The organism is Njordella aestuarii, assembly GCF_056494165.1.
Window position 1 is genome coordinate 947,138 of sequence record NZ_CM151397.1, and the last position, 21,516, is coordinate 968,653.

The window sequence follows — 21,516 nt, forward strand, 5'->3', positions numbered from 1 at the left end:
AAACAGAACTAGTTAGTGTGCGGTCGATTATACGGTACAAATTTTGACAGCTTCGGACAGCGAAGCGAATGGATCGCGAGTAGGAATAAACTCGTGGACAAAGTAGCCATCGAAAGGGATCTCGGAGACGGCTTTCGCGATTGGGGGGTAATGTAACTCTTGTGTGTCATCGAATTCGTGTCGGCCTGGATTGCCCGCAGTGTGATAGTGACCAAAATACTGATGGTTTTTTTGGATCGACCGAATGATATCGCCTTCCATAATCTGCATGTGGTAAATGTCGTATAGCAGTTTGAAGTTATCGCTGCCGACGCGTTTCACAAGTTCGATGCCCCAGTCACTGCGATCGCACATGTAGTCTGCATGATCGACGCGTGAGTTCAGCAGTTCCATGTTCAAGATGACTTTGTGTTTCTCAGCGACCGGCGTGATCTTCTTTAACGCATCAACGCAGTTTTTCATGCCCGTTTCGCGATCGATTCCACGAGCGTTTCCGGAGAAGCAGATCACGTTTCTCCAGCCTTCTTTGCTAGTGGCCTCGATCATTGCGTTGAGTTTTTCGAGAGCCATGTCGTGGTATTTTGGATCACACAGGCCATCTGTTAGAGGGTGCGAGGTAACCATCGTGCAGACGAGGCCGTGCTTTTTGACTGTTTCAAACTGGTCAGGACCCAGTAAGTCGATGCCGGGCATACCGAGCTTTTTGGCCCATTCGCACTGTTCATCAAGCGAAGTGTCGTTGAAGCACCAGCTGCAAAAGCCTTGAGCGAGTTTTCCGGTGGAGGCGGTCACGTTGGAGTCCTTCTTTGTTGAATCCTGAGCGAAACTGGGGGTGGACGCGAGGGTAGCGGCGGCGGTAGCAGACGCCAAGCCGGCAACTTGTCCAAAACTTCTACGATTTAGGAGGGGAGCTTTTTGCGGTTCGTTCATGGGTGGGAATCCCGAGAGGAATTTGAACTTAATTTCCGATAGTCTGCACTATCATAGCCGAATTCAGCCAATTATCCGAGCGGTAGCGTCGTCAGGAAGCTTTGTTAAGTCGATGCGGCGGGCCCTATCTGATGAACAACAGACTGGTTAAAGCCAGAATGTTGCAGAGAGGCCTTCTAAAGGTATTTCATAGTTAGTAGAATTCGGGCAGAGCGTCAAACAGTGTCGCTTATCGGAGACGCCCTAGCGGCATTTTCCGGCAATACGCGTCCGTAGCTCAATGGATAGAGCATCGGTCTTCGGAACCGAGGGTTAGAGGTTCGAGTCCTCTCGGGCGTGCTAGTCTCATCCTGCGAACTTTGGCTGACACGCCAGTTCGCGGATTGAGAGCTTTTCTTGCGCGACGCATCGATCGCTGAAATACCCAATGTTTTGGGCATTTTTGAATTTTAGGTCTTGGCTCGCCGCGCTCTCACTTTTCTTACCACGAGCAAGTTTTTCGTATGTTGCTTCCGTTTGAACGGAATTTTCAACCGCGAACTATCGCGCTCTCTGGTTGATAAGTGGTTGCTTGTTACAACGCCGAATGCTTCCGACCCACCGAACTAGCGCCCAAACTAGTCGACTGCAGGGTTAACAGCCAGCGTCTTCTTCAGCTCCCGCCACATTTGACGTTGTTTGCTCCAGTCGAGCGTCTTGGCGATGGGGCGGATGCCCGTGCGATTGCTCGCTCGGACAAGCCCCCTTCGTCGATCGACTGCATGCGCCAGATGATGCGACGCACGAGCCATTTACGATTGGCGGCTTGCGTCGCTTCGCCAGTCACTTTCAAGTAACGTTCACGCAACTGGCCCACCGTCATCTGCTTGAGCAAGGCGACCTCTTTAGTCACATTCAAAGACATTGGTTGCTCCTTCATAAGTGTTTGAAAGACCCGATATAGAACCCGAGTTCACAGAGAGCCCTGACTTCGAACCGAAGTCAAGCGAAGCTGGCGAGTCAGTCGGAAACTCTTTGTCGTTTATGCTAAGTCGCCCTCGCTTGTGTAACTCAACAATGCCTTGCGCCAGGCACGCGGCGATTTCCGCTAGTCGTTGTTCCGCCGTAAGTTGATTCATTCCTGCATTTTCTCCCATGTATTGCTTCCTTTCTTGCTAATCCCAATTCTCGATCGCCTACTCAATTTCCGGACCGCTTGCCGTAACAAACTCTGTGTCCTATTGCCCCTGATCCGACCGGCCTTGGTCTAAGAGTTGGCTGGGGAGGACCCGCTCGACTATTGTTGCCATCACTTCAGCACCTTGGTCGCGTTGATTTGGGGCACCGTTGGTGCTGCGTCGAGTCCATGGCATTAATAGGTACTCTTGGGCAATCAGTGAGTTCGGTTTCGTTAGACGTTATCCTGCGCGGCGTAACGTTCGCGTTGATTCTCAAAGCTTCAGCTCTGTTCAACTGGCTGATGTTGCTTCCTGTGATTTCGATACTCACTGATGCGAGCTGGTTACCGACACACACCGTCACGACGGTAGCCATTGCAACTTGGGCTATTACCATGCGTGTGTGTGCGCACCTGCGTAGATGTTCGGATCATCGTGTCGGTACGTGACGGTAAGCACGTAAGTCCTTGTGGCGCAAGGCTTGGCTTCCGTCACTGAAGCAAAGTTGCTTGTGACGGTAACGTTACGGTCTGTTACAGTAGCTACAGTCATTGCCGACTCCGTTTGAGATCGATCCCGTCGTAGAACGTCTGATCGGAGGCACCACGACGCCGACTGATGCTGCACACCGCCGCAGCCAGATCGCGGCCGGAGGATTGCTTCGTGGTAACGAGTGTACGGCCCTCGCGATCGCACCATGCCTTCCACGCTGCGTAGAGATCGCCTACCCAGATGCGATGTCCCGCACCTACAATGCATTCATCGCGGACAAAGGCGGCTACTGGCGAGGAGAGGTCTTCGATCTCTTCGACAATGGCTCGAACGCTGGATGGCACAACGAAATATCCTCGTTCATGCAACCGCTGCCAACCTTCGATTGCCCAGTTTAAGATGCCGGGTAGTTCGAACAGCAACTTCGCCGTTAATCCCTTGTCCTCGCATCCATAGAAGCTCTCCGTGAAGCGGAGAACGACAAAGCGGCCAGCTAGAGCACCACTTGAATCATTCAGTTTAGGAAATTCATTGGTCAGAAACATAAATCTTGTGGGAAGCTTGAGCGTAACACTTGCAATGTTCTTGCGATCTACAGTCAGAGTGTCTTCTCCGCTGATACACAGGAGACGCTCAACGACCGTCGCGATATTGTCGCCGCTGAATCGAGCATCGCTGACAATGGCTAGACTCTTGCCGATTAGCGATTGAAGTCCAAAAGGGCCGGATAGACTTGATGTGGTTGGTCCACAAACGTTGCCGGCGCCGATCAGTTTGGCGAGAACACGAGCTATGGTCCCCTTGCCGCTTCGCCTAGGGCCAACGATTAAGAGCATCTTTTGTTGCGAAGTATCACCGGTCAGGCAGTAGCCAAACCATTCTTGAAGCAGATCTAGGGACTCGAGATCCCCATCAAACAAACGATGCAAGAATCCGTGCCAAGCCATGGGATTAGGTGCATTAGGATCATGATCAAACTCTAACGCACTGGTCGTAAAGAACTGCGGCGTCGGTGGCAGATGAAGCATGGTTGGCAAGTGCAACAGAGATGAGCGACAAGCGACAATCTCCGTCGGATGAGGCGAAGCTGGTGAATGGTCGAGCCAAGAGGGGCATGCGCAAACAAACAACCGAAGAGAGCCATCTTGATTGTCACCATGCATGATCCGACGCATCGCCGTGAGACACTGTTCGGACTTCTCGCCGCTAGCTGGCATACGTGTTGATTCAGAACGAGGCAATGACAACGCTGATTGGAGATTTGTTCTTTCGCTCGGGAGTACTTTCTCGCCAAGTTCAATCAAGACTGCATCGGCCAGTTGCTTTACGCTCTTGAGCAACGCATCAGGGTGAACTTCAGCGGGCACGATACTTTCGTTACACCAAGTAACATCTTCGCCTGATTCGTGCACGCTTGGCGGAAACACAGTCTGCCCCCCAGTCGAACGTAACTCGACAATCATTCCTGCAGACTTACTTCGGAACTTCTTGGTGGCACATGGGCTCTTCACGCGGTAAAGCCAGTGCGAACGAGGGTTAGACGGTCGACCGAAGACGGCTGAAGTTGGCGGTAGATACTTCGGGGCAAGCTCCACTACTCGCGGATGGTCCATGTCGATATCGATTACCCACCCTCTTTCCAACGCGTCGTTTTTCCTGGAACCGAATTTCAATTTGAATTCCTTCAACTTCATGACGTGCCCGGGAGGAAGCAGCCAGTTACTGTAAACTGGACGCCCTCGGAACGAAGTAATATCAGCGCGGTAATCTTTTCCATTCATGTCCTTTCCTTGATATTGAAGCCAACATCCACTCGGTGACAACTCGCAAAGGTGACGTCTTGCTGAACATGAGCCAAGCACTTTTCAAGTAACTCAGCGACTTCTTCAGCGGTTGAAAACCGATCATTCGCTTGTTTCGCCATCAGCTTGCTGATGATCTCGCACAGCCATTCAGGAACATCCGGATTGATCTCTCGAATTGGTCTCGCTTCCTTGTCAGTAATCAAGCGTAGGACGCCGTAGCTAGATTCGGCTCGGAAGGGAGCGTGGCCGGTGCACATGGCATACATCACACTGCCGAGACTGAACAAGTCGCTGCGGTGATCGACCGTTTCGGCGCGAGCTTGCTCGGGTGACATGTATTGTGGCGTGCCAGCAAGTGTGCCGGAGCGTGTGAGGCTAATGGCATATATCCAAATGGTAGCTCGGGCACAGTACCTGACATACTTTCACTCGCGGGTTCGATCAGATGCTATGCCGGAAGGTAGTACGAGGCGAAGTGTCAGCAGCCACGCATTCACTGGTCTCGCAAACCAAACCACATAGTCATGATTGTCGTCAAGATACGTCCATTGCAGTAATGGCTAACCTCCGTGAATCTTGTGTTTCAGTGCCTTCTGCGTTCCCCAGCTACTGCCCTTGGGAACGTTAGTGTCTTCGATCATTTTTGGTGGCCCAAGGATCGAAGCCACATCCGCAGGCGTCATGTCAGGAACAAGACCGCGAAAGAGCTCTTCAAATTCCATTTGGTACGATCCACTACAAGTGCTGTTAAGCAGCTAAAAATTTGAAATGCGCGGCTGTTTGGTGACAGAACGATGGCGATCACGCAGTCGCCGCGTAAACACTATGATTCCAAATCGCGGCCTACCGGCGACTTGCGTGCATCGCTTGGTTAGCAGACTTAACTTTCCTTGGTGCTATTCGCGGTCTGGTGTGTATAAGAGAGTTGTCTCGCCCTCGACCACACACTTTAGGGGCGCCGCTGGCCCTCCGCCGTATCTTTCAATGCGAAAAGTCAATCGCAGTTTTTCATCGCAGGGATCGCCTTCCCATTCTGTCTCCCAGACTCCCACGTCGAACGAGAATCGAACCATTGATTCGCCAAAATCTTTGAAACTGGTTTTTTCGGATTTTTCTTCAACGTCAAACTCTTCATTCAGGCGACTCGCGTAGCCTGCAGTGCAGTTTCGTCTAAATCGAAGGGAAAGAGAGATTGTCTCTCCATAGTCGGAGTCCAAGATGATCGGAGAGGAGGTCCGATACACGCCATCTAACCGTAGTTTCTTATCGTGCATTTCAGCCGCCAATGCGATGTCGTGGACTTGAATTCCTCAGGTCGGTGATGTTCCGCTAACGTCGGCCATCACCTGGCCGCTGTAGTGATGTTGTTGTGCAAAGTTGACGCGCTCGGCGGCTCAGCGTGCATTGCTTGGTTATGTCGCCCTGTGGCTGCCGAGTAAGCAGCGATGGTCCACCACGCTACATAAGCGACCGAGAGCAAAAGCGATACGATTAATATGATTCGAGCATCGATACGAAGGTTTCGCCGTGACCGCAAATGAGCAAATACCCCAGAAAGTACGGAGATGGTCGCAAATACGATAAGCAACCAATGTACTGGAGCGAAGCCCAACTCGCGATCAGGAACCAGATTTAGACGAACTCCTTCAGGAACGAAAGAATAGCCGATCGCAAGCATCGCGATGAGCAAGCAGGTAGACACGATGCAAAGAGCGAATAAAAGCGGTGTTCCTTCACGAGTTGAAATCCTGAAAGTGGGAATACCGCACAAACACGCAGGGATCAGAGAAACCCAACCGGGCCATGCAGCATCAGAACTGCGAAAAAATGCTGCAATTATGATGATCCACAAGACAAATGCAGTACCAGCGAATGCAAACATTCCAAAAGCAACCCGAGCGTAGGCGTGCGGATCTACTTGCTCATCGGAGGAAAGCTGAGGTGAAGCGTATGGATTTGTCATCTAGCAGGGTTTGCGACATAACGACCAAAATCACCCGGTTGCCGCCAAGAGACTTCAACTTCAGGAAACGCCCGAGCGGCAACTCGGGTGCATTTTTTGCTATACGATCGATTTAAAACGGCTGACACCGAATCTTTCAAGCGATTCGCAATAGGCCTCCCGCCTCAGAATTTGGAAGACGTCCTTGTTCTATCGCGTCAATGATCTCATGTGGCGATCTCTCAACTTCATTACTGCTGGCGACTCCGCGCATGAATTGAACGGGTAAAATCACATATTTGTTGTCGGGATCAGCAATCGCTAACGTCTCCCACCAATCCTTTTTGACCGCTCGCCATTGCCATTGAAAACGTATCACGATATGCCATGCCCACAGAACTCCAAGGGCGGCAGCGGGAAACGTAGTCTTACACTTGATCACCTCACCCGATTGAATGCGTTTAACAAGATCCTCTATCACTACCACGAGTGCAGGATCACCGATCGGCGGCATTTCGCCGAGCAAATCTTGTGCGGCTTCAGTCATCTCAACTTCAAATGCATTGTGGCGCATCTGCATTTCGGTCAGCACGACACTGCTGGCGTCCACCGGCAACCCACGACCAGCAGCGTCCATGAACGTGTAGATGTATTGCTCGCTATAGGTCTCGTTGTCTTGGTTGTCTGCCATACTCTTTAAGGTTCTCGGAGGTTAAGTGGGTCCAGGCGCGTTGAATAGGATAACGGCCGTGATCACGTAGTCGCCGCCAAAAAACTATGATTAAAAATCGCGGCCGATCGGCGACTTACGTGCATCGCTTTGTTCTGTGGCTTCTTGGCCTCGCAACTAGTTTTCTCGGACCTTAGGGGCACGAACATCTCATGTTGGGAAACATTCTAACCGCAAATCAATTTGGAGAATCGATTGGGAAAGTATGAAACACCAGCACCTCTTTGTCGATTAGAGCTTGCTCGTAGTATTGGCGGCAGTCTCGGTCGTCCTCATATGTCGAATCGTCGACTACACTAGTTTCCTCGACACGAATAACGTTCCATCCACTCTCGGCAATTATCGATCGCGCAACCTGTTCGGCGAGTGCAAAATTGTCTCGATCAATCCAGCAGGACACATATGCACCACCATATTTTCCATGATCGGCATGCTCCGGTGAAGTCGTTGCGAGTATCGTAAGTAGATGCATTTTGTCGTTGCAACAGAATGATGGCGGTAACGGGGCCGCCGCCAAGAAACTATGATTTCAAAACCCGCGTCAACGGCGGTTCCCGTTCACCGCTTGGTTATGCCCTACTTTGTTTCGACCGCCAGTCCCTTCGGTTTAGCGGCAAGCAAAACGACGAAGAATGGCCGCCACCGCCATGCGGCGGCACTTTGCTCGTTGTACTTCTCTCCTTGTTCTTCGGCAGCCTCACGAAGCGCGGGAGGGCTGCCAATCATCGCACCAAGTTCATAGCCCTTGAGAACACATCGTTCCTTGCCGGGCAGTCGAACATTCTTTATTAGGATTAGAACAGGTTCTTCCAGCCGCTTGCCATTGACCGTGTCCACGACTAGTGAATTGGACTCCACCTTTCCATTGCCGTCATACAGCACGCCTTCGATGGTTAAGTACGTCCCCAAGTTATTGCTCAAGTGCCCACCGGGCTGTCTGGGCTGAAGAGGTATTTTTGTTGAAGCGTCCGCCGGATTTTGCACAACCGGCGGCAGAATGGGCTGAAGTGGCATTTCCGATTTAGCTTCCGCCGCATTGGACTGAGCGTATACAGGCGGCACGTAAACAATCAATGTGCATAGTACCGCAATGGCTGCATGTTGCCAAACAAAGTTCTTCACAAGCGCACTCCTTTGGGCAGAACGTCCAAGGTAACCCGGCGGCGGCCAAGGATCGTTGATTTCATAAACCGCCCGATCCGCCGCTCGGGTTCACCGCCTTGTTCAGCACTTTTGGAAGCCCACTATGCGTCAACATGTCGAAGACCAAGTTGCAAACGGCCCTCGGAGCCTTCGCCCGGATCTGCTCCTCAATCAACTTCTCGGTGTTCGGAAGCAACAGTCCCTTGCGGTGATGATAATGATTGTATCCAACCTCCCAAGCATCAAAGCGGTTTGCCGTCGGCGCGTCATTCTCACAGACACCCTGCATTGAATCCGAAAGGAACTGGGTCGCCAGCAACTCCATTGCTGCTACGTATCGCTCCTGATTCTCGGCGTACACGTCGACGCCCTGATGCCAAGCGATCTCGGCGCCATGGAGCGCCGAACCAAGGCCAAACTGGGAATGGTGCCCGTTGTCGCGGCAGGTCTCTTGAGTAAGCCCGTCAATCAACCGTTTGGGATTCGACCAAAATGCCTGTGGATCGCCTCCGTCGCCCGCAATCGTTGATAGTTTTGGACCGTCAGACTTCAAGTAAAAGTATGCGCGGCTACGGATCTGCAACCGATCGAGCGCCGTCGAGAACTCGTGCTGATCCTCATTAAAGACTGCAATCGCCATCAATGCATTGATTTGTGACAACTCAACATTCCCATTCCAGTTACTTGCGATCGTTAACTGTGGATAGAAAGCCCTCCTGAACATGCCTTGGAATTTCTCGACGTCGCGCGCTGCCCAATCAGGATGCCCCCGCATAATCTCCGCCGCTGAAGCGAAGACCGATCCGATCCAACCGGCCTGCAATCGGTCCTGATCGGAACCTGCGGTAAACCCTGCAAGCGTGGACCAGGAGTTGAGGATTGCGATAGAGCGCTGCGCGTATACATCCTCATCAGTGAAACACCACAGGAGCGACTGAGCGTAGGCCGCAATCGCGTCGTCGCGTGAGAGCTCTGCGTCCTTGCTATTCGAGTCGATGTTGCGCAGGCCATGTGCACCACGGTTTGCATAACCCGAGTCCCTGAGCCGTTCGAACTCGCCTTTCCACGGTTGGGCTCCTGCTTTGATCCGACCTTTGACGAAGTCAAGTTCCGGGGCTGAATTGATTCCGCCCGGGTGGATGAAGTCCATCGCGGAAGCCATGGTTGTCCATGTTCCCAAAAGCAACAGTACAAACGTCCTCAATGGGAGGGCTCTCAAAGGGGCAAGCTCCTAGGAAAAGTTTTGTGTTAAGCAGTCAGCGACGAACGCCTAAATTCAGCGAGTGCGAGAGGGAGACTCAACGCAAGTCACTACGGTCGACCGAGCACTTGGCTGCAATTTTTTGTTCCCGGTGTTTTCGGAACCCGAATATACGGTTTGGAGTATATTCGTAATTCAATTGAAGTGGCGCTAAGTTCTGCGATTGTAAGAGTATGATAAGCTTTATTTAGGAAGTACGACCCCTTCGAGCCTGCCTACTTTGGAATTCCATGTGGAAGAGAACTGGCCTCGCGTCAGGCCAGTGCAATCTTCGAAAGCCGTGTTGGTAATCACCGCATCTTCAAAGTTGCAACCGTCGAATTTGCATTCATAAAATTGAGTATTGACAAGGACTTGTCGCGAAAAGTCGACGCCCGAAAAATCGCAACGATTAATAGTCATGTTGACCAAGTTTCCAACCCTGAAGCTTTGTGTATCGGCTACGTTCTTCGCGTTGAGCAGATTCGTAGTCAGCCAGGAGACATTGGCATTCGTTAGTCTGGCTACATCAGTGGTAAAGCCAGTCAGTTTACGCCCTCCGAACGCCGATTCACTCAAGTCTATCTCGCCTTGGAACTCCACATTCTCGAACGAACATCCGTACATAAAGCCGCACTTCTCTTTCAGTCGCTGATAGTTCACTTGGCAAGCTTGAATCTTACAGCTGTTCAGGTTAGCGTCTTTGAAATCGAATTTTGTCAAATCACATCCGCTAAAGGTGGTCTTGTGCAAATTGCAACTAATTATTGACGCCTTTTTAACGTCAACCAGACATGCGTCCGACAAATTGAAATGGCTAAAATCATATCCTTTCCCGTTGTCCGTAGGAACGTAACATTTCGACAGGTTCTTGTTCTTAAAGGACCAGGTCGTCAAAAGGCTGTCTGCGGTCATACCCGTGCTTTCAGCCTCATTCTGGCGAATGATTCCGTTGATAACCGCATCGGTGAAATCGTTGTTTCCCCATTCGCAACCATCGACTAAAGTTCCGAATAAAACCGCTTTGCGAAAGGTAGCTCCCCTCAAATCACACTGCCGGAACGTTACACCTGCAAGGTCACAATCGTCGAACGTCGAGTTACGTAGGTCTTGTCCTACAATCTCACATCCCCAAAGACGGTGCCCCTTCGCAACCATGTTTCTACCAAACTTGAGATCGCCAACAAACGGCCCCCGATTTATGGCTGGAGAGTATGTGTCTGCGAAACCAACTTTGGTACAGCTACACAACCAGAGCAGTATGGCAAGGAGTGCTTTAAGCAAGGCGAACCTCAGGGGAGAGTGGTGATGTATTTGTATTGAAAGCCGAAAATTGATGACAGGGAGTGACCTTTGCGTTTTTATGAGCACGGCAGCGGGATCGGTATGTCAATCGCGACTAGTCGGTTTTCACAGCGGGAACGTTGCGGATCACCCGGTCGGCGCGAGAAATCTTTCATTGTCAAAACGCCCGACTCGCCGGCTCGGGTGCATCCGATGGTTCGCCGCTTTAGTCTGGTGGTGGATGATTCGTTGCGTCAACATGGACATTCGGCAAAAGTTCCCTTAATTTAGCAAGTCGTTCGGCGCTGATATTGGTGTAGTCGAGATGTAGATGGCGTAGCTTGGGGAGTTCAGCCAAAGGTGAAAAGTCAAGTTGATCGTCGATTTCGATGATAATATTGAGTCCCCAAAGGTCGCGTAAGTCCGTTATGGGAGACAAGTCCTTCACCTCCATATTGTCGAGCGTCACAGTTTTGACTGTGTCAAAAAAGTCGATACCCAGAGCGTCGACAATCCATTGAGGAGCGGGAAGGGAATCGCTGTCAGCCCATTGACGAGTGACCTGATTGTAGTAACTCGAGACGCTCATAGTCACATGGCCGTTCTGGGAAGCTACCCAATCGCGTCCGCGTTTCTGATCGATTGCACGCCGAATTGGAAGAGCCATGAGCAATGCAATCACAGTCGTCGCGATCAAAAGCGTTCGTAACGAGAAGCGTTTCATTGTCCAGTGAGGTTTCTTTTGTCCATCAGTCGGCGAACGTTGGCGAACGACGGCGGTAACCGAGCCGCCGCAAACAAATATGATAGCAAAACCCACGCCCTCGGCGGCTTCGGTTCACCGCTTGGTTATGTCGAGACATTACTAGATCGATCGATGTTCTGTCTTCGGGATCGCGTCGGTCGAACGACTAGCCACCAAATCGTCGCAAAGAAAGAGATGACCGACAAAGCAACAGCTATGCCGATACGAAATACTGCCACCATAGCGAGGCCTACGCCCCAAGCGGCGAATCCATAGTTATTGTCCAACTCTTCTCCCGAGCGTATGTTGATCTCGAAAGTTGGTGGAAATGTTAACTCCCAGATACCGTCCAAATCTCTTTCAATCAACTCATATGTTTTCCTGTCTTCGACGTCAATTCTAATTGCGAGCGTTCCAGAGTGATCCGCATCAGGCTGAATTGCAAAAGAATAAACCAGAGGGTTCTCATTCCACGATTTGACCAGTGCAGAGTGATCATGAATGAAACGGGAGGTTTCCAAACGTCCTCCGAGCAAATCAATGATTGACCATCCAAACATTATAGCAAAAAAAGAGATCACCATCGCGGTTAACGACAACAAGAAGCAAGCAAAATCACCTAGCCTCGCCCTTCCCATTTCCGCGTTGTTCCTCGTACGACTCATACGACATAACGACCGCGTTCACCGAGATGCGGCGATAAACCTAAATTCAAAAAACGGCAATTTACGCATCTTCGGTGCAACGCATTGATACTCATCATGGCCTCCTTGGGTGAGGCAGTTTTTCCATTACAGTCGGAGCTGTAAAACATTCGTCAATGGAGCTTACACTCCAAAGCGAAATCTATCGCTGGCTAAAACTGTTTCACCCTCAACCCAAGAAGACACGCACGATGAAATTCTATCAAAATCAGCATCAATTCTACTGCGGAATCGACCTACACGCCAACAGTATGTACGCCTGCGTCGTCGATTCCCAAGGAGAAAAACGACTCCACGCTAACTTCCATACCCGCGATACGGCAACCTTCCTCGAAAAACTACTGCCCTTTCGCTCCAACCTCGTCATCGGATGCGAATCGACCTTCAACTGGTACTGGCTCTGCGACCTGTGCGAAGCTCAACGCATCCATTTTGTACTGGGCCACGCCCTCTATCTACGCGCTATCCATGCCGGCAAAGTCAAAAACGATGCGATCGATTCCGAAAAACTCGCCTACCTGCTTCGCGGTGGAAACTTTGCCGTCGCCTACGCTTATCCCGCCGCCTGGCGCAGCACTCGCGATCTGCTGCGGCGACGCATGCATCTGGTACGCCGCCGAGGCGAAACGCTCACGCACTTAACCCACCTGCATCATCAAGCCAACTTGCCACTGACCAAAAAGCTCCAGTATGCAAGTAACCGCGCCGGAGTCGCCGATGCCTTCACCGATCCCTCACTGCACTTCTCCGTCGAAACCGACCTAGGACTGCTTCACGACTACGATCAACACATCAAACGCCTGGAAGTCTTCCTCGAGCGGTCTGCCAAAGTTCACGACCCTAACAACTTCTTCTTGCTACAAACGATCCCCGGCGTTGGACGCATTATCGCGATGACGATCCTCTACGAGATCCACAACATCCGACGCTTTGGTGAAGTCGGGAAGTTCCTCTCCTATGCTCGGCTGGTTCGCGGTCAGCATACTTCAGCAGGCAAGAACTACGGTTCGCCCGGTCGCAAGATTGGCAACGCGTATCTCAAATGGGCGTTCAGCGAAATCGTACCACTGATCAAACGCCAGTCGCCAGAAGTGAAAGCCTTCTGCCAGCGAATCGAACGCAAGCACGGAGTGGCTCGAGCCAACTCGATCTTGGCCGTCAAGCTTGGTCGGGCCGTCTACTTTATGCTTAGACGTCGTCAAGTCTTCGACCTCAACCGCTTACTCAGCTATTAACCAACGAAGCAGCTTTGTTTTACACACCACCTTAATTATAGGAACCTAACACACAAGAGAACTCGCTTCGCCAAGCCAGCCAGGCCGGCGAACTAAGCCACTAGGAAACAGAGCCGTTTTAAGAGAGCTGCGAAAGAACCCGTCGTTGTAGGCAGAGGCTCCCTGAGGAGCCGCCTGACCTGAAAGGCTTTCCTCGGACGCATGTTTCGAGCTTACGCGCATTGATTGGAGGCTTGGCGAAGCGTTTTACTTACAGAAGAGAACCAACCAGTAGAACCATCCAGAAGACCAGGAGTACTCCACCGAACTGAGGCAAACGTTGCACCTGAGCGACTAGCTGAACCCGAACTGGAACCGCGTCTGCGTGACTCGTAAAGAGCGCGCGTGGCCGGAAAGCCAACCCTATTGAATAGCAGCGAGCAGGTCAGAATGAGTTTCTATGCGGTCGGTCAATTGAAATGTGGTAAGCTCCTCGGAGCAGCCGCAGACCGACACCGAGCAATGCTTCACGGCGTTGTTTGGCAGAGCACCGGTAGATGTTTGAACGCAACCGCCTTGCTGGGAAGCACGTGGTCCGACTCGCTGCGGCGAGCGGGGCAGTTCAGCGACAAGGAAACGCGCAAGACAACCGCTAGCATCAGCTCGGCCCGCGAGCGGACTCCCCCCAGGAAAAGCCAAGCCAGTACCGTAGCCAAAGGAGTCGGGTGAGAGAGTGCAAGCTCCGAGCTCGACAAAAGGGAACAAGAACAAACGTTTCGATCTGAGTGATAGAAAATTCGGAATTGATTCGAGTTGGTCCGTTCCCTTCCGCCTTCGCCCTTCACCAACGCAACTGTGAGTGAAGGGCGAAGGCGAAAGGGAACTCACGAAACCAAGCTACAAAAAAATGGCAAACTTTTACCGTGTCTACCCGTACGTACTACTTGACTTCAAAGGCCATGTAGATGTTCTGCAATTCGGCTCTTTGAATGCTAGAGCGGCCTACTGGCTATAGTAAGATTGCACACTTGACTTCAAGGTGTATAACAAACAAAGTATACTTGGAATCGATATCAAAACAGCAGCAAGGAGAACGAGCAGGCCTCCTGTAACTTCTGCGTATGCAAAATCTCTGGAAACAGTAAAGGTACCAATGATCGCAAGTGCTGCTACAGCAAATACAAAGGCAATGGCGAGGAACTGAGCGATTACGGATATTCGCCAACTCCACCTTTTTCGCAGTGTAAGGCCAAGTCCGGAGGTACCTAGACATCCCGTATAAACTAATCCGATTACCCCTATAATTAGATTGTCTTGATGTCGGGATAGCAGGAGCTCAACGAGAAAATAGATGCTGCAAATGCCGGCTAACAATTGTAGCGTTGCAAGCATGAAAACGCCGCGAGGCATATAACTACTTCCGCATTCTGAGTTCAGTAGTTCGTAATTCGAATTCTAGGAAAGATTGCAGAACGGCGTCCATCACCGAGTGGCCGCAAATAAAGTCTCTAAAGTCAATCGCGTCCGACCGGCCACTTCGGTGCATGGCTTGGTTCGTCCTTATGCTGCTCGGCGGGAGGCGAAGTAATCATCAAGCATCTGGCCAAAGTCTTCCTCGCGATCTTGAACCGCACAAGTCAATTCATAAATCAGTCGGTTTATCGTAGCATTGTCAGATTGTATCAAATTCCCACGTGACTGGGGATCAGATGGGACGCATCCGTACGCAAGCATCGCATTAACCAATTTTCGAGCGCGAGTGGCAAGCAATAAACAACCAATTTCCTCGAATGCAACGGGGAGTAGTTCGATATCATCACCGGCAGAATTGTACAGATAGCCTGAAACACTCCCTAAGCAAATTTCAAAGTCGGCATTCGATATCACGTAAACTGTTCGGTCGGCCGAATCGAGTCCATTTGCGCCAAGGCGAAACCCGCGATCCATTATCCCTTCAATCGCATCGTTCAAATTGGAACTCATCGGGACACCTCTATGAAGGACGAACGGCTAAATTCAGCCAGCCCGAGTAGTTGACTCAACGCAAGTCAAAGCGGCCGATCGAGGGCTTGGTTGCAATTTTTTGTTCGTCCATTTTAGCTATTATCAGTCGAGATTGAGTGGGATATGGAAAGGATTCGCTGTCTCTTTGGATCGATTGAAATGAAGCAGCCAATGACTTCCAAGGACCAAAGATGGAATGAGTAATGCAATTGTCGAAATTGCAATGGAACGGGAGAATGCATCTCTGACTAGGAAAGGCGCAATCAGAACACCAGCAGAAAAACCTACAATAGTGGAGAACCAAAGCAACGGCCAAGGAATTCGATAGTGAACGACGCCAACCTTTGGTCGTATCGTGGCAACAAAGAACATTAAACTAGCCGCATGCGGAGCTAACGCGACGATACCATTGAGAGAAATCTGAGAATGTAATCTACAGAAGTAATTCAGGTCCTGGAGGAAAACTTCCCACCCGCCCAATACCCCAAATATAGGAAGAATCAACAACAGGGGGCCGCAGTAGCCAAGCAACATGCAGCAAACTATTCGGATAATCCAGTAAAGTATGGACTTCGCGTTTTCGCGAGGCGTTGGATTAGGAAATCGACTTGTTACTTCTTACGGATTCATGGATTCTCGACAGGACGAACGGCTAAAATCACCCGGTTGCCGCCAAGAGACTCTGACTTCAGGAAACGCCCGATCGGCAACTCGGGTGCATTTTTTTGTTATGTGCGTTTCTTCAGCGTGCGCAGTTGCTCGAACAGCTTTGCTATTTCTGCGTGACACGATCCGGTTTGTCGCACGACAATGCTGGAGTTCGCTGGATACGGTATGATATCACGTTCTTCGCTTTGCCAAGAATCTGGTTCAATAGTTTTGACCAAAAGTTCGCAGATTTGAGACATTTGGCTGTCGATTGGCCGATCGCTTTTGTCTTCCAGAAACTCACGGACATCGTAATTGACGACAGAAACAGTCAACGCCGCAATCTGCTTGTCTTTTGTTTCGCCACCGTATCGGTAACCTGCGAAATATCCCGCGATGCATAAAGTGGCGAACAGCATCGCGCCGAGTCCGAATTGCCATCTCATGGTCTTCATAGCTTTACGATCCTTCATCTTGCACATAACGACGGCCATCACCCGGCACGCGCTTTGTTGTTACACACAAGTTTAAAGGCTATATTTTGTTCTATTCGGCTTGGCGAGGTCAAGCTGATTATTTTGGGATGTTTTCAAACAGGGATGGGAATGTGACGCTAATTGACAGGGAGGTCAATGATCATGAGAAGTCAGTGGGTCATGGACGAAATTCAAGACGTCGAACTATTCGATAAACGACTCGAACAACGCTTTCAAAAACTGCTCGATAGCCTTTCGCAAGCTTCTACTGCAAGCATTCCTGCGGCTTGCAACGACCGCGCCGAAATGGTCGCCGCCTATCGCTTCTTCGATAATGACAAAGTCACTTTTGAAAGTGTCATCGCACCGCACATCGAAAGCACCTACCGCCGAGTCAAACTCCAAAAAGTCGCTTTGCTCATCCAAGACACGACCGAACTGGACCTGACGCGCCCCCACTCGGAAGTCGAAGGGGCCGGCCCACTGCAAAACGGAAATCGTTGCGGAGCGTTGTTGCACTTGCTGCATGCCTTCACAACCGACGGCACACCGCTAGGAACCGTATCGGCCGAAGCTTGGTCGCGCGAACCCAGAGCAGACCAACCGGCCAAGCGTGGCTCAAGCGAAAAACGAATCCAGATCAAGAATAAACCCTTCGAAGAGAAAGAGACTTACCGCTGGCTCACCACAGCCAAACATTGCGCCGAAGTCAAATCGCACTTACCCAAAACACAACTCGTCATGCTGGCTGATCGCGAGAGCGACATTACCGAAGTCATCGATTTGTGCCGATCACAAAGTGACTTTGAGTGGGTGATCCGCAGCGATGGCGACCGCATTTTGAACAAGGAAAACAAAGCGAATCCATCGATTCCTGTGCGTGAAGCATTGCGTCAAAGCAAACCATTGTTTACTCGTGAGCTTGACATCCGCGCCCGGGAATCTTGGGGCAGTGCAACCCTCAAGCACCATCCAAGTCGGGCCGACCGGCGTGATCGAAGTGTTTTGGTAAGTGTGCACAGCGGTGAGATCACACTGAACGATCCACGTGTAGGCAAACGCGAAGGTGTTTCAGTCCGAGCGGTCTTGGTTCGAGAAACGAAACCAACCACGAGCGATGAACCGATTGAGTGGCTGTTGCTGACCAGCTTGCCAATCTCGACGCGAGAGGAAGTCGAACTAGTCATTGAGTACTACCTACAACGTTGGATGATCGAATTGTTTTTCAAAGTGCTCAAGAGTGGCTGCAAGATTGAGTCACGACGTTTTGAGCACATGGATCGGTTCTTACCAGCGTTAGCGTTGTACTTGATCGTGGCATGGCGCAGTCTTTATGTGTGTCGGATGAGCCGCACGCATGCCGAGAAGCCATGTTCGCATTTGTATACCGAAGCGGAATGGAAGAGCGTTTGGCAAGTGGTCAAACGGAAGCCACTCCCGAAGAAGCCACCGACGTTACTTGAGATGACGCAGTTGGTCGCGCAGCTTGGCGGATATGTAAATCGCAAGAACGCCGGTCCGCCTGGTCCACAGACAGTATGGCTTGGCCTTCAAGCGATGTACCTAATCGCCACTTGCTGGCAAACCTTCGGCCCCGGAGCTACTGAAACTTGTGTGTAACAACGAGGGTCGCGACGAGAGATTCTCAATTGCCAAAACGCCCGACTTCGCGACTCGGGTGCATTTTTTTGTTACGTCTCGTCGTTGAACGCATCTTCGGGTTCAAGTCCACGGATGAAAGTCTCAAAATCCTTCGCAACAAATGTGATTGCGTAGTCTGATTCTTGGTCAACGTGAACAACACTCGGTTCGCCGTCCGGCCCGCATTCGCGGTAGTCCAAACAGATCATATCATGCCCCGCCGATGGGCAATCGCCGAAGTAAATACCAATTGCAGGATAGCCCCATTCTTCCAGCCAGAACTTGCTGCCCGTGACGCCACATAGTGAGCAGTCCTTTTCGCGTCCGATTCCATGTATACCTTCAATCGCTATATGATCTTCGGCCCACGAAGTCGGTTCAGTCATGCGGTAGCGGGAGTTTCGGGAGAGCCCGCCGTTCTGAGTCCGCATCAACGCGAGGTAAGATGCCGGCAATTTGAAGCCCAGCTCACGTTCGACATAGTCGACGTCCTCATCCGTGAATGGTTTACCGACGTATTCCTCATCGGCGTATTCGCTCGGCTCCCAGAAGTCTGACAGATCAAAGTCGTGAAACGGTTCCATGTGAGCAACGGTAGGTTGAATTGGATTGAGAGACGTAACGATAGGCATCATCGGGTTGCCGAAAAAAAACTATGATTCAAAATAAACCGTCGTCGGCAACTCCGATGCATGACTTTGTTCCCCAGCCTTCGTTGGACGTGGGAGCGATTCAGGCAGAGATTGAAGCCGGATACATCAATGAACAACCGCATCCGTCAGCGCCATTGAGGATATTGAATTACAGCCAACGGGCACAATTCGATTGGCGATGGAACGCAGAGACAATGCAATGCCGTGGATTGATTGTCGATCATCAATGGAACATCGTTTCGCGACCATTCCCGAAGTTTTTCAGCGTTGAGCAGTTGAATGGCATTGTGCCAGTCGAACCATTTGAAGCATACGAAAAGATGGACGGTTCTTTGGGAATCCTCTACTTCGTGGATGGAAAGCCGCAGATTGCAAGCCGTGGCAGTTTCACTAGCGAGCAAGCGAAGCGAGCGTCAGCGATGCTTGCGGCAAGGTATTCCCATGCAAGGTTTGATCCTGATTACACGTACCTCTTTGAGATTATCTACCCAGAGAATCGCATTGTCGTTGATTATGGCGACCGCGAAGAATTGGTTTTGTTGGCGATCATCGAAACGGCAACCGGCAAGGAATGGCCATTGCACGCATACGATTCTGTTTTCCCAGTGGTCAAGCGATATGACGGATTCAGCCAATTCGAAGAATTGATCGCGACACAAGACGGAAGCCGTGAGGGGTTTGTGGTTCGGTTTGAATCAGGCCAGCGAGTCAAAATTAAGTTCGACGAATACAAGCGTCTCCACAAGTTGCTGACGGGCGTAAGCCCGAAAGCGATTTGGGAGGTACTGCGAAGCGGTAGCGATTTATCAAAGGTTATTGAGCGTGTACCGGATGAGTTCTTTCAGTGGGTTCGTGAAACGGAGAACGATTTGCGTGCCGCGTTCGCAACCATCGAAGCGACAGCGAGAGGTCAAATGACGTTCGGCGGAAGCCGAAAGGAAATCGCGGAGCGATTCAAGAAGTGCCGGCACCCAAGCGTGATGTTTGCGATGTTGGACGGCAAGGATTACGCCGAGCAGATTTGGCGAATGATACGACCTAGCGGCAAAGCGTTTCGTTGCGATGTCGATGTTTAGGTCTGGGGAACGACCAAAATCACCCGGTTGCCGCCGAGAGACATTGACTTCAGGAAACGCCCGCTCGGCAACTCGGGTGCATTTTCTTGTTACCCACGGCTCCCTTTCGACGCACTGTAGAAGTCGTGAGGGAATTTTGAGTCTTCACACAAGGTTCTATAGAAGGCAGTAATCGAGTCCGCCACTTTGACGCCGATGTTTCTCAGATCTTCATCGTGCATTCGTTCATGATCAATGTACCATACCGACCCAATCTCGTGCGCGCGTAAGCCCAGCGCTATAGGATCGCCGTTCGCACAACCTCCTACGATTGCAAATTCATGGCTCGCAGGATCGATTCCCATCCCGTTGGTTTCCCACAGATCAACGATGCTCTCTGGCGAATAAATGCAGTCAGTGCGGACGGTCTTGTTGTCTAATGAAATTGAGGAGATGCGGTCGATTTCCGCGAGCGCATCTTCAGCAAAGCCCCGGTTACGTCCCCAATTAAAAAAGTCTTTGTCAGCCATGTGGATTTGCGTGGGTAACAAGAAGTATACAGTCTCCTGCATATTTTTTTGCAGGAGTCTGTATATCGCGTAGGTAACGGCTCATAAAGTCAATTAGTTGTTGCTTTTCTGCTTCCTGATGAGGAAATTTCCCAGAATATGCAGCTCCCTTGAAAAGTGATATGCTGCCACGATATACAGGGCACTGTGTTTTCCAGGATATGCAGGGCACTGCCTTTGCCGGGATATGCAGAATGATCAACCCGCCAAAACACTCTTGGAATCCGATTTGTTATGACTGACCAACAACCGATCTCCGCTTCGTCTTACGTCCCATGATGAATCTCCGAGGAACTGCCAGTCGCCATCGTAGTCGTGGTAAACCCGAAGGATCGGCGGTCCATTGAGCACATGCTGAGTTGTGAAGCATGCACTGTTCGGTTCGTCGTAGAAGCGCCAATGCATTTTTTGGAGCGAATACCTGCGTGAGTCAGCGCAGTGGACCGAACACTTCGATGTAATATTTGTTCGTCGTTTCATTTCGAGCAATCCGTCATTCTTTCGTCTTTGAATCAATCAACTCGGAATGGCCCACCATCGTTATCCTGTCTACCCCCGTGGACTTGAGTGCCTCCACAATCCTTCGCAACGTAGACGTGTTTGAACCAGAAATGATCTGAGCGGAATCCGTCCACCACTGTGCACGTTTTCGAAGGCGACCGGATGGTCCGGTAATAAGTGTGAACAAAGCAAAGAGAGTACAATCAATGTTTAAGCGAGCGGGTAAGAATAGACGACGTGCAGCAGAGGCCGAGGCAGCAGAAGCCATATTCTGGCCAGAGCTGACGCCCGAGTTTTTGGAGAAAGCTGAGCTCCAAGGAGCATGGGCTGCGATTGAAAGAATGCAGGACGTCAAGGACTGCCTGAAGGCCGTCGTGGAAGATTGGCCCGTACCTCGGGAAATGCGGGAACGCATGGTCTACGACGCGTTCAAAATCGCGTCTGTCAGGACGGCGGATGCTCGCTTGAGATTAGCCGCCCTGGAGCTTCTTGCTCGCATGGATGCGGCGAATAGAAACAATAGCAAACTGCCCCCGCAGGAGGCGAGGGATGATATTCAAGATGGACAGGCAATTCGAAAGGT

General features: G+C 51.0%; 27 protein-coding genes and 1 tRNA gene. 5 read left to right on the plus strand and 23 right to left on the minus strand.

Annotation, left to right across the window (positions count from 1 at the left end):
- Nucleotides 1–27: 27 nt before the first annotated feature.
- Nucleotides 28–930, minus strand: coding sequence for a hydroxypyruvate isomerase family protein (locus SH451x_RS03645; RefSeq protein WP_479361045.1), 903 nt, complete (start codon nucleotides 928–930; stop codon nucleotides 28–30).
- A gap of 266 nt (nucleotides 931–1,196) precedes the next feature.
- On the opposite strand from SH451x_RS03645, the gene SH451x_RS03650 reads away from it, so the two are divergent.
- Nucleotides 1,197–1,269, plus strand: a tRNA-Arg gene (locus SH451x_RS03650).
- A gap of 313 nt (nucleotides 1,270–1,582) precedes the next feature.
- Here SH451x_RS03650 and SH451x_RS03655 read toward each other — a convergent pair.
- From SH451x_RS03655 to SH451x_RS03730, 16 genes are all read right to left on the minus strand, one after another.
- Nucleotides 1,583–1,834, minus strand: a complete 252-nt coding sequence (locus SH451x_RS03655) for a DUF2924 domain-containing protein (protein WP_479361046.1) — start codon at nucleotides 1,832–1,834, stop codon at nucleotides 1,583–1,585.
- Nucleotides 1,815–2,048, minus strand: a complete 234-nt coding sequence (locus SH451x_RS03660; RefSeq protein ID WP_479361048.1) for a hypothetical protein — start codon at nucleotides 2,046–2,048, stop codon at nucleotides 1,815–1,817. Before SH451x_RS03660 ends, SH451x_RS03655 begins: the two co-directional genes overlap by 20 nt.
- A gap of 99 nt (nucleotides 2,049–2,147) precedes the next feature.
- The gene (locus SH451x_RS03665) at nucleotides 2,148–2,282 is read right to left on the minus strand and encodes a hypothetical protein (protein WP_479361049.1); all 135 of its coding nucleotides are present in this window, start codon (nucleotides 2,280–2,282) and stop codon (nucleotides 2,148–2,150) included.
- Between the two features lie 195 nt (nucleotides 2,283–2,477).
- The gene (locus tag SH451x_RS03670; protein ID WP_479361050.1) at nucleotides 2,478–2,639 is read right to left on the minus strand and encodes a hypothetical protein; all 162 of its coding nucleotides are present in this window, start codon (nucleotides 2,637–2,639) and stop codon (nucleotides 2,478–2,480) included.
- On the minus strand, nucleotides 2,636–4,360 hold the full coding sequence (locus tag SH451x_RS03675; protein ID WP_479361052.1) for a phage/plasmid primase, P4 family: 1,725 nt from the start codon (nucleotides 4,358–4,360) through the stop codon (nucleotides 2,636–2,638). Before SH451x_RS03675 ends, SH451x_RS03670 begins: the two co-directional genes overlap by 4 nt.
- Nucleotides 4,357–4,779, minus strand: coding sequence for a serine/threonine protein kinase (locus SH451x_RS03680; protein WP_479362875.1), 423 nt, complete (start codon nucleotides 4,777–4,779; stop codon nucleotides 4,357–4,359). Before SH451x_RS03680 ends, SH451x_RS03675 begins: the two co-directional genes overlap by 4 nt.
- A 165-nt stretch (nucleotides 4,780–4,944) precedes the next feature.
- On the minus strand, nucleotides 4,945–5,106 hold the full coding sequence (locus SH451x_RS03685; protein ID WP_479361053.1) for a hypothetical protein: 162 nt from the start codon (nucleotides 5,104–5,106) through the stop codon (nucleotides 4,945–4,947).
- A gap of 174 nt (nucleotides 5,107–5,280) precedes the next feature.
- A complete protein-coding gene (locus SH451x_RS03690) occupies nucleotides 5,281–5,658 on the minus strand; it encodes a hypothetical protein (RefSeq protein WP_479361054.1) in 378 nt (125 codons plus the stop codon).
- Nucleotides 5,659–5,726: 68 nt separating this feature from the next.
- Nucleotides 5,727–6,347 (minus strand): hypothetical protein, encoded by a 621-nt coding sequence (locus SH451x_RS03695; RefSeq protein WP_479361055.1) that lies wholly within the window; start codon nucleotides 6,345–6,347, stop codon nucleotides 5,727–5,729.
- A gap of 136 nt (nucleotides 6,348–6,483) precedes the next feature.
- Nucleotides 6,484–7,017: a hypothetical protein gene (locus tag SH451x_RS03700; protein ID WP_479361056.1), complete on the minus strand. Its 534-nt coding sequence runs from the start codon at nucleotides 7,015–7,017 to the stop codon at nucleotides 6,484–6,486.
- Nucleotides 7,018–7,234: 217 nt separating this feature from the next.
- Nucleotides 7,235–7,528, minus strand: a complete 294-nt coding sequence (locus tag SH451x_RS03705; RefSeq protein WP_479361057.1) for a hypothetical protein — start codon at nucleotides 7,526–7,528, stop codon at nucleotides 7,235–7,237.
- 104 nt (nucleotides 7,529–7,632) lie between these two features.
- On the minus strand, nucleotides 7,633–8,178 hold the full coding sequence (locus tag SH451x_RS03710) for a hypothetical protein (protein ID WP_479361058.1): 546 nt from the start codon (nucleotides 8,176–8,178) through the stop codon (nucleotides 7,633–7,635).
- 61 nt (nucleotides 8,179–8,239) lie between these two features.
- The gene (locus SH451x_RS03715; protein ID WP_479361060.1) at nucleotides 8,240–9,349 is read right to left on the minus strand and encodes an alginate lyase family protein; all 1,110 of its coding nucleotides are present in this window, start codon (nucleotides 9,347–9,349) and stop codon (nucleotides 8,240–8,242) included.
- A gap of 294 nt (nucleotides 9,350–9,643) precedes the next feature.
- Nucleotides 9,644–10,723, minus strand: a complete 1,080-nt coding sequence (locus SH451x_RS03720) for a pentapeptide repeat-containing protein (protein ID WP_479361062.1) — start codon at nucleotides 10,721–10,723, stop codon at nucleotides 9,644–9,646.
- Nucleotides 10,724–10,949: 226 nt separating this feature from the next.
- Nucleotides 10,950–11,447: a hypothetical protein gene (locus SH451x_RS03725; protein ID WP_479361063.1), complete on the minus strand. Its 498-nt coding sequence runs from the start codon at nucleotides 11,445–11,447 to the stop codon at nucleotides 10,950–10,952.
- Nucleotides 11,448–11,572: 125 nt separating this feature from the next.
- Nucleotides 11,573–12,028 carry a hypothetical protein gene (locus SH451x_RS03730; RefSeq protein ID WP_479361065.1) on the minus strand — a complete coding sequence of 152 codons (456 nt, stop codon included), beginning with the start codon at nucleotides 12,026–12,028 and terminating at the stop codon, nucleotides 11,573–11,575.
- A gap of 260 nt (nucleotides 12,029–12,288) precedes the next feature.
- Here SH451x_RS03730 and SH451x_RS03735 point away from each other — a divergent pair, with 260 nt between their 5' ends.
- Complete coding sequence (locus SH451x_RS03735) at nucleotides 12,289–13,407, plus strand: IS110 family RNA-guided transposase (protein WP_479361066.1); 1,119 nt, start codon at nucleotides 12,289–12,291, stop codon at nucleotides 13,405–13,407.
- A gap of 429 nt (nucleotides 13,408–13,836) precedes the next feature.
- Nucleotides 13,837–14,115, plus strand: a complete 279-nt coding sequence (locus SH451x_RS03740; RefSeq protein WP_479361067.1) for a hypothetical protein — start codon at nucleotides 13,837–13,839, stop codon at nucleotides 14,113–14,115.
- Nucleotides 14,116–14,388: 273 nt separating this feature from the next.
- On the opposite strand, the gene SH451x_RS03745 is transcribed toward SH451x_RS03740, so the two are convergent.
- The 3 genes from SH451x_RS03745 to SH451x_RS03755 form a co-directional block, all read right to left on the minus strand.
- A complete protein-coding gene (locus SH451x_RS03745; protein WP_479361068.1) occupies nucleotides 14,389–14,796 on the minus strand; it encodes a hypothetical protein in 408 nt (135 codons plus the stop codon).
- 150 nt (nucleotides 14,797–14,946) lie between these two features.
- The gene (locus SH451x_RS03750; protein ID WP_479361069.1) at nucleotides 14,947–15,369 is read right to left on the minus strand and encodes a DMP19 family protein; all 423 of its coding nucleotides are present in this window, start codon (nucleotides 15,367–15,369) and stop codon (nucleotides 14,947–14,949) included.
- 749 nt (nucleotides 15,370–16,118) lie between these two features.
- The gene (locus SH451x_RS03755) at nucleotides 16,119–16,493 is read right to left on the minus strand and encodes a hypothetical protein (RefSeq protein ID WP_479361070.1); all 375 of its coding nucleotides are present in this window, start codon (nucleotides 16,491–16,493) and stop codon (nucleotides 16,119–16,121) included.
- Nucleotides 16,494–16,676: 183 nt separating this feature from the next.
- Between SH451x_RS03755 and SH451x_RS03760 the strand changes: the two genes are divergently transcribed.
- The gene (locus SH451x_RS03760; RefSeq protein ID WP_479361071.1) at nucleotides 16,677–18,134 is read left to right on the plus strand and encodes an IS4 family transposase; all 1,458 of its coding nucleotides are present in this window, start codon (nucleotides 16,677–16,679) and stop codon (nucleotides 18,132–18,134) included.
- A gap of 71 nt (nucleotides 18,135–18,205) precedes the next feature.
- Here the strand turns inward: SH451x_RS03760 and SH451x_RS03765 are convergent, their stop codons facing one another.
- Nucleotides 18,206–18,790, minus strand: a complete 585-nt coding sequence (locus SH451x_RS03765; protein WP_479361072.1) for an SMI1/KNR4 family protein — start codon at nucleotides 18,788–18,790, stop codon at nucleotides 18,206–18,208.
- 20 nt (nucleotides 18,791–18,810) lie between these two features.
- On the opposite strand from SH451x_RS03765, the gene SH451x_RS03770 reads away from it, so the two are divergent.
- Nucleotides 18,811–19,884, plus strand: a complete 1,074-nt coding sequence (locus tag SH451x_RS03770; RefSeq protein WP_479361073.1) for an RNA ligase — start codon at nucleotides 18,811–18,813, stop codon at nucleotides 19,882–19,884.
- 89 nt (nucleotides 19,885–19,973) lie between these two features.
- Here SH451x_RS03770 and SH451x_RS03775 read toward each other — a convergent pair whose 3' ends face one another.
- On the minus strand, nucleotides 19,974–20,435 hold the full coding sequence (locus SH451x_RS03775) for a hypothetical protein (RefSeq protein ID WP_479361075.1): 462 nt from the start codon (nucleotides 20,433–20,435) through the stop codon (nucleotides 19,974–19,976).
- 195 nt (nucleotides 20,436–20,630) lie between these two features.
- The gene (locus SH451x_RS03780) at nucleotides 20,631–20,837 is read right to left on the minus strand and encodes a hypothetical protein (RefSeq protein WP_479361077.1); all 207 of its coding nucleotides are present in this window, start codon (nucleotides 20,835–20,837) and stop codon (nucleotides 20,631–20,633) included.
- Nucleotides 20,838–21,516 lie beyond the last annotated feature (679 nt).

Coding starts and splice junctions, on each gene's coding strand:
- SH451x_RS03660 (WP_479361048.1), bottom strand. CDS start 2,048: ATGAATCAACTTACGGCGGAACAACGACTAGCGGAAATCGCCGCGTGC.
- SH451x_RS03655 (WP_479361046.1), bottom strand. CDS start 1,834: ATGTCTTTGAATGTGACTAAAGAGGTCGCCTTGCTCAAGCAGATGACG.
- SH451x_RS03755 (WP_479361070.1), bottom strand. CDS start 16,493: ATGAAGACCATGAGATGGCAATTCGGACTCGGCGCGATGCTGTTCGCC.
- SH451x_RS03695 (WP_479361055.1), bottom strand. CDS start 6,347: ATGACAAATCCATACGCTTCACCTCAGCTTTCCTCCGATGAGCAAGTA.
- SH451x_RS03725 (WP_479361063.1), bottom strand. CDS start 11,447: ATGAAACGCTTCTCGTTACGAACGCTTTTGATCGCGACGACTGTGATT.
- SH451x_RS03745 (WP_479361068.1), bottom strand. CDS start 14,796: ATGCCTCGCGGCGTTTTCATGCTTGCAACGCTACAATTGTTAGCCGGC.
- SH451x_RS03675 (WP_479361052.1), bottom strand. CDS start 4,360: ATGAATGGAAAAGATTACCGCGCTGATATTACTTCGTTCCGAGGGCGT.
- SH451x_RS03670 (WP_479361050.1), bottom strand. CDS start 2,639: ATGACTGTAGCTACTGTAACAGACCGTAACGTTACCGTCACAAGCAAC.
- SH451x_RS03740 (WP_479361067.1), top strand. CDS start 13,837: ATGAGTTTCTATGCGGTCGGTCAATTGAAATGTGGTAAGCTCCTCGGA.
- SH451x_RS03760 (WP_479361071.1), top strand. CDS start 16,677: ATGAGAAGTCAGTGGGTCATGGACGAAATTCAAGACGTCGAACTATTC.
- SH451x_RS03665 (WP_479361049.1), bottom strand. CDS start 2,282: ATGCCATGGACTCGACGCAGCACCAACGGTGCCCCAAATCAACGCGAC.
- SH451x_RS03735 (WP_479361066.1), top strand. CDS start 12,289: ATGGAGCTTACACTCCAAAGCGAAATCTATCGCTGGCTAAAACTGTTT.
- SH451x_RS03765 (WP_479361072.1), bottom strand. CDS start 18,790: ATGATGCCTATCGTTACGTCTCTCAATCCAATTCAACCTACCGTTGCT.
- SH451x_RS03750 (WP_479361069.1), bottom strand. CDS start 15,369: ATGAGTTCCAATTTGAACGATGCGATTGAAGGGATAATGGATCGCGGG.
- SH451x_RS03730 (WP_479361065.1), bottom strand. CDS start 12,028: ATGTTTGGATGGTCAATCATTGATTTGCTCGGAGGACGTTTGGAAACC.
- SH451x_RS03685 (WP_479361053.1), bottom strand. CDS start 5,106: ATGGAATTTGAAGAGCTCTTTCGCGGTCTTGTTCCTGACATGACGCCT.
- SH451x_RS03770 (WP_479361073.1), top strand. CDS start 18,811: ATGATTCAAAATAAACCGTCGTCGGCAACTCCGATGCATGACTTTGTT.
- SH451x_RS03715 (WP_479361060.1), bottom strand. CDS start 9,349: ATGGACTTCATCCACCCGGGCGGAATCAATTCAGCCCCGGAACTTGAC.
- SH451x_RS03645 (WP_479361045.1), bottom strand. CDS start 930: ATGAACGAACCGCAAAAAGCTCCCCTCCTAAATCGTAGAAGTTTTGGA.
- SH451x_RS03705 (WP_479361057.1), bottom strand. CDS start 7,528: ATGCATCTACTTACGATACTCGCAACGACTTCACCGGAGCATGCCGAT.
- SH451x_RS03690 (WP_479361054.1), bottom strand. CDS start 5,658: ATGCACGATAAGAAACTACGGTTAGATGGCGTGTATCGGACCTCCTCT.
- SH451x_RS03780 (WP_479361077.1), bottom strand. CDS start 20,837: ATGCATTGGCGCTTCTACGACGAACCGAACAGTGCATGCTTCACAACT.
- SH451x_RS03775 (WP_479361075.1), bottom strand. CDS start 20,435: ATGCAGGAGACTGTATACTTCTTGTTACCCACGCAAATCCACATGGCT.
- SH451x_RS03700 (WP_479361056.1), bottom strand. CDS start 7,017: ATGGCAGACAACCAAGACAACGAGACCTATAGCGAGCAATACATCTAC.